General features: G+C 42.7%; 13 protein-coding genes and 1 tRNA gene. 10 read left to right on the top strand and 4 right to left on the bottom strand.

All coding sequences use genetic code 11. From position 1 onward, the window contains the following. The first annotated feature begins 5 nt into the window (after window positions 1–5). From BLW31_RS11745 to BLW31_RS11730, 4 genes are all read left to right on the top strand, one after another. A complete protein-coding gene (locus tag BLW31_RS11745; protein ID WP_022301509.1) occupies window positions 6–386 on the top strand; it encodes a 2-amino-4-hydroxy-6-hydroxymethyldihydropteridine diphosphokinase in 381 nt (126 codons plus the stop codon). Then, on the top strand, window positions 383–1,135 hold the full coding sequence (gene kdsB, locus BLW31_RS11740) for a 3-deoxy-manno-octulosonate cytidylyltransferase (protein ID WP_010538159.1): 753 nt from the start codon (window positions 383–385) through the stop codon (window positions 1,133–1,135). The genes BLW31_RS11745 and kdsB overlap by 4 nt, the downstream gene beginning before the upstream one ends. 3 nt (window positions 1,136–1,138) lie before the next feature. Next, the gene (locus tag BLW31_RS11735) at window positions 1,139–2,422 is read left to right on the top strand and encodes a M16 family metallopeptidase (protein WP_010538158.1); all 1,284 of its coding nucleotides are present in this window, start codon (window positions 1,139–1,141) and stop codon (window positions 2,420–2,422) included. An 83-nt stretch (window positions 2,423–2,505) separates the two neighbouring features. After that, window positions 2,506–3,675: an MORN repeat-containing protein gene (locus BLW31_RS11730; protein WP_010538157.1), complete on the top strand. Its 1,170-nt coding sequence runs from the start codon at window positions 2,506–2,508 to the stop codon at window positions 3,673–3,675. A 142-nt stretch (window positions 3,676–3,817) separates the two neighbouring features. On the opposite strand, the gene BLW31_RS11725 is transcribed toward BLW31_RS11730, so the two are convergent. Continuing rightward, complete coding sequence (locus BLW31_RS11725) at window positions 3,818–4,756, bottom strand: ribose-phosphate pyrophosphokinase (RefSeq protein WP_008761422.1); 939 nt, start codon at window positions 4,754–4,756, stop codon at window positions 3,818–3,820. Window positions 4,757–5,062: 306 nt separating this feature from the next. Between BLW31_RS11725 and BLW31_RS11720 the strand changes: the two genes are divergently transcribed. The 5 genes from BLW31_RS11720 (at window position 5,063) to BLW31_RS11700 (ending at window position 14,224) form a co-directional block, all read left to right on the top strand. Next, complete coding sequence (locus tag BLW31_RS11720) at window positions 5,063–9,310, top strand: DUF5113 domain-containing protein (RefSeq protein WP_029425567.1); 4,248 nt, start codon at window positions 5,063–5,065, stop codon at window positions 9,308–9,310. A 34-nt stretch (window positions 9,311–9,344) separates the two neighbouring features. Beyond that, window positions 9,345–10,073 carry a DUF5932 domain-containing protein gene (locus BLW31_RS11715; RefSeq protein WP_010538154.1) on the top strand — a complete coding sequence of 243 codons (729 nt, stop codon included), beginning with the start codon at window positions 9,345–9,347 and terminating at the stop codon, window positions 10,071–10,073. Next, window positions 10,063–11,517 carry an AbgT family transporter gene (locus BLW31_RS11710; RefSeq protein WP_029425566.1) on the top strand — a complete coding sequence of 485 codons (1,455 nt, stop codon included), beginning with the start codon at window positions 10,063–10,065 and terminating at the stop codon, window positions 11,515–11,517. Before BLW31_RS11715 ends, BLW31_RS11710 begins: the two co-directional genes overlap by 11 nt. 219 nt (window positions 11,518–11,736) lie before the next feature. Further along, window positions 11,737–13,785, top strand: a complete 2,049-nt coding sequence (locus BLW31_RS11705) for a toxin-antitoxin system YwqK family antitoxin (RefSeq protein WP_010538152.1) — start codon at window positions 11,737–11,739, stop codon at window positions 13,783–13,785. Between the two features lie 365 nt (window positions 13,786–14,150). After that, window positions 14,151–14,224: transfer RNA gene (locus tag BLW31_RS11700), tRNA-Arg, on the top strand. A gap of 696 nt (window positions 14,225–14,920) precedes the next feature. Here BLW31_RS11700 and BLW31_RS11690 read toward each other — a convergent pair. From BLW31_RS11690 to BLW31_RS11680, 3 genes are all read right to left on the bottom strand, one after another. Next, window positions 14,921–15,277 carry a hypothetical protein gene (locus BLW31_RS11690; protein ID WP_010538150.1) on the bottom strand — a complete coding sequence of 119 codons (357 nt, stop codon included), beginning with the start codon at window positions 15,275–15,277 and terminating at the stop codon, window positions 14,921–14,923. Window positions 15,278–15,480: 203 nt separating this feature from the next. Next, window positions 15,481–15,675 (bottom strand): hypothetical protein, encoded by a 195-nt coding sequence (locus BLW31_RS11685; protein WP_010538149.1) that lies wholly within the window; start codon window positions 15,673–15,675, stop codon window positions 15,481–15,483. A 122-nt stretch (window positions 15,676–15,797) separates the two neighbouring features. Then, on the bottom strand, window positions 15,798–16,190 hold the full coding sequence (locus tag BLW31_RS11680) for a hypothetical protein (RefSeq protein WP_032837061.1): 393 nt from the start codon (window positions 16,188–16,190) through the stop codon (window positions 15,798–15,800). 169 nt (window positions 16,191–16,359) lie between these two features. Here BLW31_RS11680 and BLW31_RS11675 point away from each other — a divergent pair, with 169 nt between their 5' ends. Next, the gene (locus tag BLW31_RS11675; protein ID WP_010538147.1) at window positions 16,360–16,665 is read left to right on the top strand and encodes a helix-turn-helix domain-containing protein; all 306 of its coding nucleotides are present in this window, start codon (window positions 16,360–16,362) and stop codon (window positions 16,663–16,665) included. Window positions 16,666–16,676: the final 11 nt, after the last annotated feature.

The raw sequence follows: 16,676 nt of genomic DNA, 5'->3' as shown, positions 1-16,676 counted from the left end.
CCGTTGTGCATAAGTGTGTCATTTGTATCGGAAGTAACTATAACCGGAAAGAGAATCTTCTTCTGGCTCGCAGGAGACTGGTGGATTTGTTTCCAACCATCCGCTTTACCTCCGAACAGGAAACACGTCCTTTATTCTTCAGAAGTCCGGCATTATTCTCCAATCAGGTGGCGATGTTCTTTTCGGATGCAGAGGAAGAAAGGGTGCGCAAAGAACTGAAAGCTATTGAGCAGTCCGCAGGTCGCCGTCCCGAAGATAAAAAGGAAGAAAAGGTCAGCTTGGATATTGATTTGCTTTCTTACGATGACCGGATTTTAAGACCGGAAGATTTGAAAAGAGAGTATATCGTGAAAGGATTAGAAGAATTAAAATACAATCAGATATGAAATTTCTGGGAATTATACCTGCCCGTTATGCATCTACCCGTTTCCCTGCGAAACCGTTGGCTATGCTGGGAGGAAAGACGGTGATACAACGTGTGTACGAACAAGTGACCGGTGTATTGGATGATGCCTATGTAGCTACCGACGACGAACGCATTGAAGCTGCCGTGAAAGCATTCGGAGGAAAAGTGGTGATGACTTCCGTCGATCATAAAAGCGGGACAGACCGTTGTTATGAAGCATGTACTAAGATTGGTGGCGATTTTGATGTGATAGTCAACATACAGGGAGACGAACCTTTTATCCAGCCTTCCCAGCTGAATGCTGTAAAGGCTTGTTTTGAAGACTCTACTACACAGATTGCTACGTTAGTAAAACCTTTTACAGCCGACGAACCGTTTGCTGTACTGGAGAATGTAAATTCGCCGAAAGTGGTGGTCAACAAGAACTGGAATGCACTTTATTTCAGCCGTTCCATTATTCCGTATCAGCGTAATGCCGACCGGGAAGACTGGCTGAAAGGACATACCTACTACAAACATATCGGTCTGTATGCCTATCGCACCGAAGTATTGAGGGAAATCACCGCTCTCCCTCAATCCTCACTGGAGCTGGCCGAATCATTGGAACAGTTGCGCTGGCTGGAGAATGGATATAAAATAAAGGTAGGTATCAGTGAAGTGGAAACGATAGGAATCGACACACCGCAAGATCTGAAACATGCGGAAGAATTTTTGAAGAACAGAAGCTGATTTATGGATCGTACAATACAACCTGAAATACAAGCCCTGAAAAAATTCCATATACTTCCTCCCGTCCGGACCACTTTGCCGAATGGTATCCCATTGGCTATAGTCAATGCCGGTGAACAGGAGGTAGTCCGTATTGATATTCTTTTTGCCGGAGGACGTTGGCAGCAGTCACAGAAGTTGCAGGCACTGTTTACGAACCGGATGCTGCGTGAGGGTACGCGGAAATATACGGCAGCCATCATCGCGGAGAAACTGGATTATTATGGTTCATGGCTCGAATTGTCCAGTTCGTCGGAGTATGCTTATATCACGGTCTACTCACTGAACAAGTATCTGGCGAAAACACTGGAAGTCGTGGAATCGATGGTGAAAGAACCCCTGTTTCCGGAGAAAGAACTGCATACCATTCTGGATACGAATATCCAGCAATACCTGGTCAATACTTCTAAAGTCGATTTCCTGGCACATCGTGGTCTGTTGCAGACTCTTTACGGAGCACAGCACCCGTGTGGACAAATCGTTGTGGAAGAAGACTACCATGCCATTACGCCGGAGGTTCTCCGTAGTTTCTACGACCGGCATTATCATTCGGGCAATTGTTCTATTTTCCTGTCAGGCAAGGTGACGGAAGATACCATCCGGCGGGTGACCGATACTTTCGGAACTCCTTTTGGTCAATATCAGCAGAAAGCGATAAAGCTGGAATTCTCTTTTAACGCCGTTGCCGAAAAACGCATTTTCATAGAGCGTGAAGACGCATTGCAGAGTGCGGTGAAATTAGGGTGTACTACCATTACCCGCCAGAATCCCGATTTTCTGAAGTTACGGGTACTGATGACGTTGTTCGGAGGATACTTTGGCAGTCGTCTGATGTCCAACATCCGTGAGGAAAAAGGATATACTTATGGTATTTCTGCCGGAATTATGTTTTATCCGGATAGTGGTTTGCTGGGCATTTCGACAGAAACGGATAACGAATATGTTGAACCACTGATACAGGAAGTATATCACGAAATAGACAAGCTGCATCAGGAACTTGTTCCGATGGAAGAACTGACCATGGTGCGCAACTATATGCTGGGAGAAATGTGCCGCAGCTATGAATCGGCTTTCTCGCTATCGGATGCATGGATTTTCATTGCTACTTCCGGGCTGGATGATCTCTATTTCTCCCGTTCCCTGCAGGCTGTGAATGAGGTGACGCCTCAGGAAATACAGGAATTGGCACAACGTTATTTGTGCAAAGAGACATTAAAAGAGGTCATTGCTGGTAAAAAGTTGTCATAATTTGCTTTCCGATATGGCACTTTTTGGGATAGAAGTTGTATCTTTGTCCAAATTGTAATTTTAATGAGTAACGAGTAAAACCAATGAGGAAATATCTATATACTACACTTTTTTTGGCTCTTCTTGCACAGGGAGGAGTGATGGCACAAGATAACAATACCAGTAAAGGCGGGTTCTTCGGGAAGCTGAAAGATACATTCTCTACAGAAATAAAAATCGGGAACTATACCTTTAAAGATGGTGCTGTCTACACCGGAGAAATGAAAGGACGCAAGCCGAACGGAAAAGGGAAAACGGTTTTTAAGAATGGGGATGTTTACGAAGGGGAATATGTAAAAGGAAAGCGTGAAGGCTACGGGATCTATTCTTTTCCGGATGGAGAGAAGTATGAAGGTCAGTGGTTTCAAGACCAGCAACATGGAAAAGGAATCTATTATTTTATGAATAATAACCGTTATGACGGTATGTGGTTTCAGGACTACCAGCATGGTGCCGGAACGATGTATTATCATAATGGCGACTTGTACGTAGGCAACTGGGCGAATGACAAGCGTGAAGGCGAAGGTACTTATACATGGGCGAACGGTGCTAAATACAGCGGTCACTGGAAGAATGACAAGAAGAACGGCAAAGGCACCATGAACTGGGACGACGGCTGCAAATATGACGGTGACTGGAAAGATGATGTGCGTCATGGAAAAGGCGTATTCGAATATACCAACGGAGATAAGTACGATGGTGACTGGGCAGATGATATCCAGCACGGAAAGGGTACTTATTATTTCCACACAGGAGATCGTTACGAAGGTTCTTATCTTTTAGGTGAACGTACCGGAGCTGGAGTTTATTACCATGCCAACGGTGATAAATATGTAGGTAATTTCAAGGACGGCATGCAGGACGGAAAAGGTACATTTACGTGGGCTAACGGTGCTGTGTACGAAGGCGACTGGAAAAACAACAAACGTGAAGGCAAAGGTACTTACAAATGGAGCAACGGAGATGTGTACGAAGGCGACTGGAAGGATAATCGCCCTCACGGTCAAGGCTCTCTGAAAACTGTTGCCGGTATGCAATATAAAGGTGGTTTCGTAGATGGTCTGGAAGAAGGACAAGGCGTACAGATCGATAAAGACGGTAACCGTTTCGAAGGTTTCTTCAAACAAGGAAAAAAAGATGGTCCTTTTGTTGAAACCGATAAGGATGGGAAGGTAATCAAAAAAGGAACCTATAAGATGGGAAGAGTTCTTTAAAAATGAGGAATGAAGAATTGGTTGCACACTCACACTCATTTTTAGTTCAATTCTTAGTGTTTGATATAATATAATAAGAAAGCCGGCTAAGTTCAAATTTAGCCGGCTTTCTTATTTTCATTCTTTATTCATCATTCTTCATTTAAATGATGTATTGTGAACTGATTGATTCGTTATTCATAACTCGCTTGATTGTTTCAGCAAACATATCAGCGATGCTCAGCTGTTTCACTTTCGCGCATTTCTTAGCGTATGGGATGCTGTCTGTAAATACCATTTCAGTCAGTCCGGATTCCTGCACACGGAAAGAAGCTGGGTCAGACATTACACAGTGGCTGGCAATAGCACGTACGGATTTAGCTCCGGCTTCCATCATGATATTGGCAGCTTTGGTGATTGTTCCTGCTGTATCTACGATATCATCGATCAATACTACATTTTTGTCTTTCACGTCACCGATGATTTGCATGGAAGCGACTTCGTTGGCTTTTTCACGTGACTTGTTGCAGAGTACCAGAGGCACACCGAGATATTTGGAGAAAGTGCTGGCACGTTTTGAACCACCCACATCCGGTGTAGCAATCACCAGGTCTTCCAGCTTCAGTGACTGGATATAAGGGAGGAATACGGCTGATGCATACAGGTGGTCTACGGGGATATTGAAGAATCCCTGAATCTGGTCTGCGTGCAAATCCATGGTAATCAGTCGGTCGATACCTGCTACTGAAAGCAGATCGGCTACCAATTTTGCTCCGATAGAAACGCGGGGTTTGTCTTTTCTGTCCTGACGTGCCCATCCGAAATAAGGGATAACGGCAACAACGCTCTTTGCAGATGCACGTTTTGCAGCATCGATCATCAGGAGAAGTTCCATTAAGTTGTCTGAGTTAGGGAAAGTAGACTGCACAAGGAATACATGTGCGCCACGAATTGATTCTTCGTAAGAAACAGCAAATTCACCATCTGCAAAGTGGGTGATATTCATGTTTCCCAGAGGACAATTGAGACTTGCGCAGATTTTCTCTGCAAGATATCTCGAGTTAGTTCCCGAGAATACCATAAAGGGTGCTTTTTCGCTCATTTTGTAATAGATGTTACCTATTTGTTAATTTGCCTGCAAAGGTAGGAATTTCTCTTATTATTTAGAAGGACTTATTGTAGAAAAAATAATTTTCTCTCCAACTTATCGGAAATATTTGTAGATTTGCAAGTAAGAACGAAGAACAGAGAATGAAGAATGAAGAATTATGGACGAAAAACAGAGAATGAAGGACGAAGAATGAAAGATAGTTATCGCCTGTCTTTTTATTCTCCATTCTCCATTTTCCATTCTCCATTATATATAATAGGAATATTGTTGCTTTCCTCTCTTTTTTCGTGCACCGATATGGTACCCACAAAAGAAGTGAGGCTTATCGACTCGCTGAATGGAAAAGCGTATGCTTATCGTTACCGTAATCTGGATTCTTCCTATAAATATGCCTACAAAGCATATCGGCAGGTAAACCTTTACAAGTCGGGAAAAGCCGAGGCGTCCAACAATCTGGGTTTCTGTGCCTTCATGAATATGGATTTCGACCGTGCCGAGGCGTATCATAAAGAGGTGTACAAACTGACTAAAAATGAACTGGAACTGCTGATTGCCGATATCGGACTGATGAAGATCTGCCAGCGTACAGCACTCAACAAGGAGTTTTATGATTACCGTAACAGTGCCCTTCGCCGGATGAAACGTATCCGCGAGGAGAGCGATTTGTTTGCCGACCGCCACGAAGCACTCCGGCTGGATTATGCATTTACCGAATTTTTCCTCGTTTCCTCCATTTACTATTATTATCTTCAGCAGCGGCAGGAAGCGATAACTTCTATCGATAATATTCAGGAAGACGAGGCATTGGGGGATACCAATCAACTTCTCTATTATCATTATCTCAAAGGATCGGCTTCTTTAGTTGAAACGAATACTCCGGAAGAACGGAAGCTCCGTGAATTTGACGAACTCTATCTGACTTGGCGGACTGCCGTAAAGAGTAAGCATCCGTATTTCGAAGGAAATGGAATGCAGGGACTTGCCAATCTGATGGCATCCCCGGCCAACTTCGAGTTTTTCAAGACAAGACGGGTGCATGCTTTGGATCAGTTCGATTTTCCGGTGGATTCGCTGTTTCCTTTGCGTCTGGCTCAACTGGCACTGGAGAAGTTTCGGGAATATAACGACTTGTACCAGATTGCCGGAGCTTATGTGTCCATCGGCAAATACCTGAATGCGCACGGATGCTATCAGGAAGCACTGGATACTTTATCAAGAGCATTGGACTGCGTAAACCACCATCACATGCTCTATTATCATAATGAAGTGGACACACTGGATAAATTATATACGTTTGCCGAAGGAGATACCACTTATACCGGAGTTCCGTGGATTGCTCAGGAGAAAGTGAAAACCGTTCCCGAATGGATTTCACGGATAAGGGAGCAGTTAAGCGTTTCATATGCCGGGCTGGGGATGAAGCATGCTTCTGATTATAACCGGAATATCTATCTGGATATTCTGAATTATACCCGTCAGGACAAGGAACTGGAAAGCCGTTATCAGTCTTTGGAAGCGGGTTCGCGACAGATGACTGTGGTTCTTTCTCTGGTTATCGTCGGACTGGTGCTGGTGATTATCCTCTGGTGGTTTTTCAACAAACGTTCCAAAATCAGGAACCGGGTGGATGTGGAGCGCCTGCAACGGATTTTATCTCTTTGCCGGGATATTACTTCTTCCATACCGATGAATGTACCTTTGATTCAGCAGGGCATCGACCAGTTGTTCGGGAAAGGACGACTGACACTGGAAATACCGGAAGAAGGAAAAGCGACATTGGTACCTTCTTCCCACCGGCTGAACCGGGACGAGAAAGCATTGGTACACGTATTGGAACCTTATATCGTGTGGGCTGCCGAGAATGAACAAATGGTGGCTGCATTGAGCGACGAGCGGATTCAGCTGGAGAAACAACGCTATATTTACGAGCAGCATATTGCAGGAAACAAACGTCAGAATCTGATAAAAAAAGCCTGTATGGCAATTGTGAACGGGATCAATCCTTATATTGACCGAATACTGAACGAAGTGCATAAGCTGACGGAAAAAGGATATATTGATGATGACAAGATAAAGAAAGAGAAGTACCAGTACATTGATGAACTGGTGACCACCATTAACGAATATAATGATATCCTGGCGCTCTGGATCAAGATGAAGCAAGGAACGCTTAGTCTGAATATCGAGACATTCAGCCTGAATGAATTATTTGATTTGTTGGGAAAGGGACGGCGTGCCTTCGAGATGAAAAAGCAGAAGCTGGAGATTGAACCGACTACGCTTATGGTGAAGGCTGACCGTGCGCTGACCTTGTTTATGATTAACACACTGGCTGAAAACGCCCGTAAATATACTCCCGAAGGAGGGACGGTGAAAGTATATGCACATGCTGCCGATGCGTATGTGGAAATATCTGTGGAAGACAACGGCAGGGGGATTTCTGCGGAAGATATAGCGCATATCATTGGTGAAAAGGTATATGATTCGCGTGCTATCGGCATGAAAGATGCGACAGATCCGGAAGAACTGAAAGAGAACAAGGGAAGCGGTTTCGGCTTGATGAATTGTAAAGGAATCATTGAGAAATATAAGAAGACGAATGAATTGTTCCGGGTATGTGTGTTCGATATAGAAAGTGAGCCGGGAAAGGGAAGCCGTTTCTATTTCCGCTTGCCTTCAGGGATACGTAAGGTGATTGGCGTGTTGCTTTGCCTGTTGCTCCCGGTGGGAATGACTTCTTGTTTGCACGACCCTCTTCCGTCGATATTGCAGGATAGTGATTCCATCGCTATTACTACTGATTCCACTTATGAGGATTTGCTCGATGCGGCATCGGATTATGCCAATGCAGCTTATTTTGCGAATGTGGATGAGAATTATGAGATCGCTTTGCAATATATCGATTCGGCAATGATGATGCTGAATGAGCATTATAAGAAATATGCGCGTACCACACAACCGCACCGGTACATGAAACTGGTCGGTAAAGGGATACCTGCCGAACTTTTCTGGTGGAATGAGCTTTTTGACTCGGATTATCATGTGATTCTCGATATCAGGAATGAAGCGGCAGTAGCTTTTCTGGCTTTGAAGCAGATTGATGCATATAGTTATAATAACTCGGCCTTTACGGATTTATATAAAGTGCAGGGTGAAGACCAGACTTTGGAGGGATATTGCAGGCAGCTGGAGCGGTCGAACACCAATAAAACGGTGGGAATTATTCTTTGTTTCGTCTTGCTGGTCGTTTCCCTGATAGGCTATTATCTCTTGTATATGAGGAAGATGCTCCAGAATCGTTTGAATCTGGAACAGGTGCTTGAAATTAATCAGAAGGTATTTGCAGCTTCTCTGGTCAGACCCCAGACTCAGGAGAATGAGGAAGCCCTTCAACGGGAGGAGAATACACTTAAAGAGATTCCTCAGCGCATTGTGAATGAGGCTTTTGGATCAGTAAATGAGTTGCTGACAATCAGCCTGATGGGAATTGCAGTTTATAACGAAACTACGCATCGGCTGGAATATGCTTCCTGTCCCGGACAGGAAATGCCGGAGATGGTACAGCAATGTTTTGATAGGGGGGAATATCTCTCCGCACAGAATCTCCAGGCGATTCCGCTGATGGTGGAAGCCGGTGGTGAGCATCAGTGTGTGGGCGTACTCTATCTGGAACGCAGGGAAGGGACACAGCAGGAAACGGACCATCTTCTTTTTGAACTGGTGGCGCGTTATGTGTCGATTGTGGTGTTCAATGCAGTGGTGAAGCTGGCTACTAAATATCGGGATATCGAATCGGCACACGAGGAAACACGCCGCGCTTCGTGGGAAGACAGCATGCTCCATGTACAGAATATGGTGCTCGACAATTGCCTTTCGACTATAAAACATGAGACGATTTATTATCCGAACAAGATAAAACAGATTATTGGCCGGCTGAATACACAGAACCTTTTGGAAAAAGAAGAACGGGAAGCTGTAGAGACAATTACGGAACTGATAGAATACTATAAAGGGATATTCACGATATTGAGTTCGTGTGCTGCCCGACAGCTGGAGGAAGTAACTTTCCGACGGACTACGATTCCGGTACAGGAACTGTTTGATGCTGCCGGAAAATATTTCAGAAAGGTGATGAAAAACCGGATGGAAAAAATAGAACTGATCATGGAACCGATGGAAGCCAAGGTAATCGGTGATGTGAATCAGCTGCGTTTCCTGTTTGAGAACCTGATTGATGAAGCATTAGCGGTTCATGAAGAAGGAGTGATACGTCTGCAGGCCCGTAAGGATAATGAGTATGTCCGTTTTTTGTTTACGGATACAAGACGCGAGAAGAGTGTGACGGAACTGAATCAGTTGTTCTATCCGAATCTGGCTCGTATGACTTCCGGTGAGAAAGGGGAGTTGCGGGGAACGGAATATCTGATATGCAAACAGATAATCCGTGACCATGACGAATTTGCGGGGCGCAGAGGATGCCGTATCAATGCCGAACCGGCAGAAGGAGGAGGATTTACGGTTTACTTCACCATCCCGCGTAGATAAGAGAAAACACATAAAAGTTATTAGATAAATAAAAATGGAAGAACAGAAGTTTAAAGTTATTATTGTAGAGGACGTAAAACTGGAATTGAAAGGCACAGAAGAGATTTTTCGTCATGAAATACCCAACGCAGAAGTGATCGGCACGGCTATGACAGAAAGTGAGTTCTGGCCGCTGATGGAAGCACAGCTTCCCGATCTGGTTTTGCTGGATTTAGGACTGGGAGGTTCTACAACGATTGGCGTTGATATCTGCCGGAACATTTTCAAACGTTACAAGGGGGTTCGTGTATTGATCTTTACAGGGGAAATACTGAATGAGAAATTGTGGGTGGATGTGCTGAATGCAGGAGCCGACGGCATTATTCTGAAAACAGGGGAATTACTGACCAAGACAGATGTACAGGCTGTAATGGATGGCAAGAAACTGGTATTCAATTATCCGATTCTGGAGAAGATTGTAGACCGTTTCAAAAAGTCGGTGGCAAATGACGCCAAACGTCAGGAAGCGGTAATCAACTATGATATTGATGAATATGACGAGCGTTTTCTTCGCCATCTGGCCTTAGGCTATACCAAAGATATGATTGCCAGTCTGAAAGGAATGCCATTCGGTGTGAAATCATTGGAAAAACGACAGAATGACCTGATCGGTCGCCTTTTCCCGAATGGAGAACGGGTAGGGGTGAATGCGACTCGTCTGGCTGTCCGTGCATTGGAGTTGCGTATTATCGATCTGGATAATCTGGAAGCTGATGAAGAGTAAATGGCGAATGCCGCATCCCGCTACGATGTTCCTGCTGCTGACAATGGCGGTGGTCTTTCTTTCGTGGATATGTGATATCTACGGACTGAAAGTAACACTGCCGCAATCAGGAGAGGATATTCGGGTACAAAGCCTGCTGAGTCCTGAGGGAATCCGCTGGTGGTTGCGGAATGCTATCAAGAACTTTACCGGCTTTGCTCCGTTGGGCATGGTGATAATTGCCATGTTCGGACTGGGCGTGGCGCAGCATTCCGGGTTTATTGATGCGTGCATCCGTCTGGGAGTGGGCAATCGTAAGGAAAAAAGAAAGGTCATCTTGTGGGTGATCGTTCTCGGATTGTTGTCGAATGTCATTGGTGACGGTGGATATATTATTCTGCTTCCCATTGCCGCTATGCTGTTTCAATGGGTAGGTCTTCATCCGATAGCGGGGATTGTGACGGCTTATGTTTCCGTAGCATGCGGATACAGCGCCAATATCGTATTGAGTACGATGGACCCGTTGCTGGCACATACTACTCAGGAAGCCGCGCTTACACTGATGGGATATCAGGGAAACACGGAGCCATTGTGCAACTACTTTTTTATGAGTGCTTCGACGGTAGTTATTACGGGAATTGTTTATTGGGTGACTCAGAAATGGCTTCTCCCAACTTTAGGAAAATATGAAGGCAGTGTAAAGGTGGAAGCCTATCGCCCTTTGTCACGTAAAGAACGCCGTGCAGTGATGGTGGCTGTCACAGTAGCAGGGATATACGTAGCTCTTATTTTGTGGCTTACTTTCTCTTCTTATGGTATTCTGCGTGGTGTGAACGGAGGTTTGATGCACTCACCCTTCATTGCCGGTATCCTGTTTCTGTTGTCTTTGGGCGCAGGTTTTACAGGGATGGCTTACGGATTCAGTTCCGGTCGTTATCGTAGTGACAATGACGTGATCGAAGGACTTACCCAGCCGATAAAACTGCTGGGCGTATATTTTGTTATTGCTTTCTTTGCTGCCCAGATGTTTGCCTGTTTCGAGTATTCTCATCTGGACAAATGCCTTGCGATTATGGGAGCTGACCTGCTTTCTTCTTTTGAACCGGCTCCTTTGTCCGCACTTATTTTATTTATCCTGTTTACGGCGTTTATCAACCTGATTATGGTATCCGCTACTTCCAAGTGGGCATTTATGTCTTTTATCTTCATTCCGATGTTTGCGCAGATGGGGATTTCGCCGGACGTTACGCAGTGTGCTTTCCGTATCGGAGACAGTTCGACGAATGCCATTACTCCATTCTTATTTTATATGCCTCTGGTGTTGACGTATATGCGGCAATATGACAAACAGATCACTTATGGATCATTGCTGAAATATACTTGGAGATATTCGTTATGCATTCTGGGAGCGTGGACATTGCTGTTTATTGTCTGGTATCTGTTGAAGATACCGATGGGCTTATAATTCATGATTCAAAATTCCAGTTTTAACAACCGGAATTTTGAAAATGTCGTTTCTTCCAAATCCGGTCATTGGAAGACGAAAGGAGCACTATTATTTTTAGGGGCGGTTTTGCTTTATTGCTTATGTAAATGGAGGAAGCTGTTTAAATTGTAACTGACGAATTTCATCTTTCATCTTTTTTTAGTAGTTTTGTCCAATCAACTCAATAACAAATAAATAATGGATGGAATGAATAACGGGGAACAAGAGCAATATGCTGAACCTGGGAAGAATGGGAAAAGAAAAAATAGGGGGAAAATTGTAAAAAGAACCATATTGGTGGCAGGATTAGTCTTGGCTGTATACATGGTTTATTCTATAGTCTATTTATTTGTTTCGCCCGACCGGAATATCCAGCAAATCTATCTGGTACCGGAGGATGCTGCATTTATCATTCAATCATCAGCTCCGATTGAAGATTGGGGAAAATTTAGCGGAAGTGAGACATGGCAGTGTCTGAAGAAAGCGAAGTCTTTTGAAGAAGTAACGAAAAGTGTAGAAAAACTGGATTCGGTTGTCAGAAGCAATAAGGTGTTGTTGTCGCTTGTTGGCGAACGGGACATGCTTATTTCACTTCATAAGATTCGTGCTACGGACTGGGATTTTCTGCTGGTTCTGGATATGCAAAAGGCTTCCAAAATGGATTTATTGAAGGATCAGGTGGAAACAGTCCTGGTAATGAGTGGCTTTACGGTAACTAACCGGATGCATAATGGAGTTAACATTCTCGAAATGCGTGATCCGGATACGCGCGATGTCTTTTATACGGCTTTTGTAGATAATCATCTGGTGGGTTCTTATACTTCCGGATTGGTGGAATCTGCTATCGATTCGCGCAACAAACCTAAAATTGGCTTGGATCATTCTTTTATTGAGGCCGAGAAGAAGGTTTCCGGCAAAGGACTTGTCAGGGTTTTTATCAACTATGCCCGTATTCCTCAGTTTATGTCTATTTATCTGGGAACCAGAAACGAATATGTCGATCTGTTCAGCAACTCTATGAACTTTGCCGGTCTTTATCTTAATATGGATAAGGATCGTATGGAAGTGAAAGGTTATACATTTAAGAAAGATTCTGTTGATCCTTATATCACTGCTTTGTTGAATTCCGGAAAACATAAAATGAAAGCGCATGAAATCCTGTCGGGACGGACTGCTCTTTATACGAACATAGGTTTCGATAATCCGCTTACCTTTGTGAAGGAACTGGAAAATGCTCTTTCTGTTCATGATAAACAGCTCTATGATTCTTATCAGAGTTCCCGTAAAAAGATTGAAAGTCTGTTTGGCATATCATTGGAGGAGAACTTCTTGAGCTGGATGTCCGGAGAGTTTGCCATTACCCAATCCGAACCGGGCTTGTTAGGGCATGACCCTGAACTGATTTTAGCTATCAGGGCTAAGAGCATTAAGGATGCCCGCAAAAATATGGAGTTCATTGAAAAGAAGATCAAGCGCCGGACTCCGGTTAAGATTAAATCTGTCACTTATAAAGATTTCGAGATCAACTATGTTGAAATGAAAGGTTTCTTCCGGTTGTTTTTTGGAAAGCTCTTTGATAAGTTTGAGAAGCCGTACTATACTTATGTGGATGATTATGTCGTTTTCAGTAATAAAGCTGCCTCCTTGCTTTCTTTTGTAGAAGACTATGAGCAAAAGAATTTGCTGGAGGATACTCCGGGATTTAAAGATGCTTACTCATATATGAAGTCGAGCTCTACTATCTTTTTATATACGGATATGCATAAATTCTATTCTCAGTTAAAGTCTATGATGAATCCTGCTACATGGAATGAAATACAATCGAATAAGGATGTTTTGTATTCGTTCCCTTACTGGACTATGCAAGTGGTTGGAGATAACCAATTGGCTTCTTTACAGTACGTGATGGATTATCGTCCTTACAAGCCGGAAGAAGTGACAGTCGTAGCCAGCGATGAAGAAGACGAGGAAATGAATGAAGATGCTGTGACGGAGAAAGAACAGTTGAGTGAATTGAAACGTTTCTATGTCGAAAAGTTTGAAGGAAACGTGTTACGGGAATTTTATCCGGAAGGAGCGTTGAAGAGTGAAGCGGAAGTGAAGGAAGGGAAACGTCATGGACGTTACCGCGAATATCATGAAAATGGTAAGTTGAAGCTTCGCGGAAAATATTCGAATAATCAGCCTAAAGGTACATGGAAATATTATACCGAAGAGGGTGACTTTGAACGTAAGGAGAAGTTTTAGACAGACTTCTCCCGATTTGAATTATCTTATTCAATATTTTCTTCTGTGCTGAGATAAAAAGTTATCTATAAAACGAACGATATAGACTACAGCAACTCCGGCAATGACCAATACAATAATGCGACTCAACATAATTTCTGATTTTACATTTTACGTGGTGCAAAGATAAGTAAGATATATGCTATTAGCAAAAAAGATTATGCTAATAGCATATTTTTTTTTGCTAATACCTTATCATCCGCTCCTATAGAGGTGCTTTTATAAATTGCTGATTTATAGTGATAAAGAAAAATATGAATAAAAAAGTTTCGAAAAGCTTTTGAGTTTTCGTAAAAAGCACTACCTTTGCATCCGCAAATAAGGATGGTTCCGTAGCTCAGCTGGATAGAGCAACGCCCTTCTAAGGCGTGGGTCAAGCGTTCGAATCGCTTCGGAATCACAAAGCAAAACCGCAAGTAGTTGATTATGAAACTTTTGCGGTTTTTGCTTTATGTTACTTGCACAACATTTGCACAACTCAAATATTTATCATACCTATACATCTATTATTATACGTGCGTAATCTTTGTAGTGTATCAGTTCCAAATAACCGTTATTGGGAGTTATAGATCATGTGTATTATCAAAAAAAATACATTTTACCCTTACCAAAACCTTACCGCTATTTAACAATTCACATTAGGGTAATCTTAGGGTATTTTGCCGGAAATGGCGGCATTTAAGCCGACTTGCTAAAGGCAACTATAATGCTAATCTTTGAATATTCTTCAATAATTTGCAAGAAATGCAACCCCGACAACCGTATTATTGCCGGGGCGCCTGTTGATTGGCGTCAACTCCAGTGTCGGACCGAAATCCCCTGACTTATCTATTGGGAATTCATCAAATGTTGATTAAGTGTTCTTAGGTCGAAACTCGAGCGTTTGGATTTCCCTGTGCATCTTATTAGCCTCATTCGAGATTGTGACATCGTACGGCTGTATCTAGCCATATTTTCCACTGAGTCAAGTATATCACCTATCATATTCGAGTTACGCTTCCTCATTTCCGCATTGATTTTACGTGCTTCTTCATTCTGTCTTTTCATGACGGCTATTGCCGCTCTTATTTCGTCTTCTAATGATGCGTACATAATATCAGTGTATATTAGCGTTATATTTTCTATTGTATTCCTGTATGAGTTTCCGGCTATATCTTTCCTGCTTTCGGGCTTTCTTTTCTTTCTTTGCTACTTTCTTCATGATAATGTCTCTATGTTTATTCCATGCCTCGTTCTTGCCCTCTAACTCAATCAGCCGGGCTGTTACACGCTGAATCGTGGAATAGTAAGCATCAATCATTTGTGTTGTACTTATTGCGGGAGTGTCTATCATTAATTCTCTTTGGTCTATTGATAAATTACCAAGCTGGTGCACTCTCATTTGTTCTTTGATGAACTCTTGTAATTCTATATTTCTCTCCGTGATAAACTCTTGTAAATTAAATGTTTCCATTGTTATTAAAGTTATATTATATTGATTGATTCTTGTTGTTATCGTTAAACATTTCATCCCAGATGCAAAAAGCAAGAAGGATGATACAAATAATCAGTGTAGCGTTCATGATTGATTAAATATCAAAGAAGTGTTCGTCCTTATTCCTGAATATCCTATAGCCTGTGTATAAGCATCCAAATACTATTAATATCTCCATCTCGTTATAGTTTAAAGGCTATAGCCTGTTGGTATATCGTGGAGGCTCTTATTATCTCTAATGGCGTGCCGGTCACTTCTATTGCTGTGTACTCTTCGTATTCGAATACATTATGCTTTATTCCTTCTATCCCTAAAGACGTTGTAAAAGCCTCAACATGAATACTGTCATGGAGTTTGTAAACCTTTGTTTCTGTCATAGTGTATATTTTATGATGGGGTAGCGTTTTACGATCCCATCCGGTTAATAATTCAGTGAAAGAGAAGCACCTATTCTCACGAACCAGTACTTCCATGAAAACAAATCAAGTATATGAATAAATCAGTCACCACAATAGGAACCACACCCGTAGCCCATTGCACGACTAATACGGTTTTGATACTCATTGTAAGAGATACCCTCTTTGCGTGCTGCTATTTCGCCTTTCATGCGTTCCGCTTTAGCTTCCGCTTCTCTTCTGATCCGGCCGGCTTCGATTTGTGCCTGAAGGAGAACCGAACTAATAGCGCCTTGCTCGTTCTCTTCACGTTCCTTCGCTTCACGGGCTTTTTCTTCCGCTTCGATTGCTTGGCGTGCTTCCGCTACTCTAACCTCAAATTTTGCCATGCTCCAAGACTTACGGAGTGCATCGGCAAATGTCGGGTACTTTGCACGGGCGTTCGCAAATAGTGCCCAAGCTCTCTTCATTATCTTGCTTAAATCGTAACGTGCCATATCTTTATATCGTTTAGCGTTATTAATACGGTGCAAATATATCGTATTAAAATATAATACCAAAATAAATAGCATGAAAATATCATGTATAAGAGTATATTTAACCTTTGTTTATATTTTTGTTCGATATAATGTAGTATGTTTGTACTATAATCTAAAACGATATAATATGGAACTAAGAATTAAAGATGTATTAAAGGAAAAAAAAGTGACCGTTGTATCACTTGCAGGAATGATAGGGATAACCCAGCCAAATATGAGTAATATTGTTAATGGTAAATCTACACCTTCTCTCGAAACACTGGAAAAGATTGCCAATGCTTTAGGAGTTGATATTACAGAACTGTTTGCACCTTCATCTTCCGATGGTATTATTGGAGTGATCCGCATAAGAGATACCAATTACAATATCAATAGTGTGCCGGATTTGTCCCGGTTACTGGATAGAATAGAAAGCGGAGAAATTGTTTTATAATATCAAGGTAG

The sequence above is a fragment of the Bacteroides faecis MAJ27 genome, assembly GCF_900106755.1.
GTDB lineage: Bacteria > Bacteroidota > Bacteroidia > Bacteroidales > Bacteroidaceae > Bacteroides > Bacteroides faecis.
The sequence above is the reverse complement of the archived record's forward strand: the minus strand, read 5'-3'. Positions and strand labels throughout refer to the sequence as shown.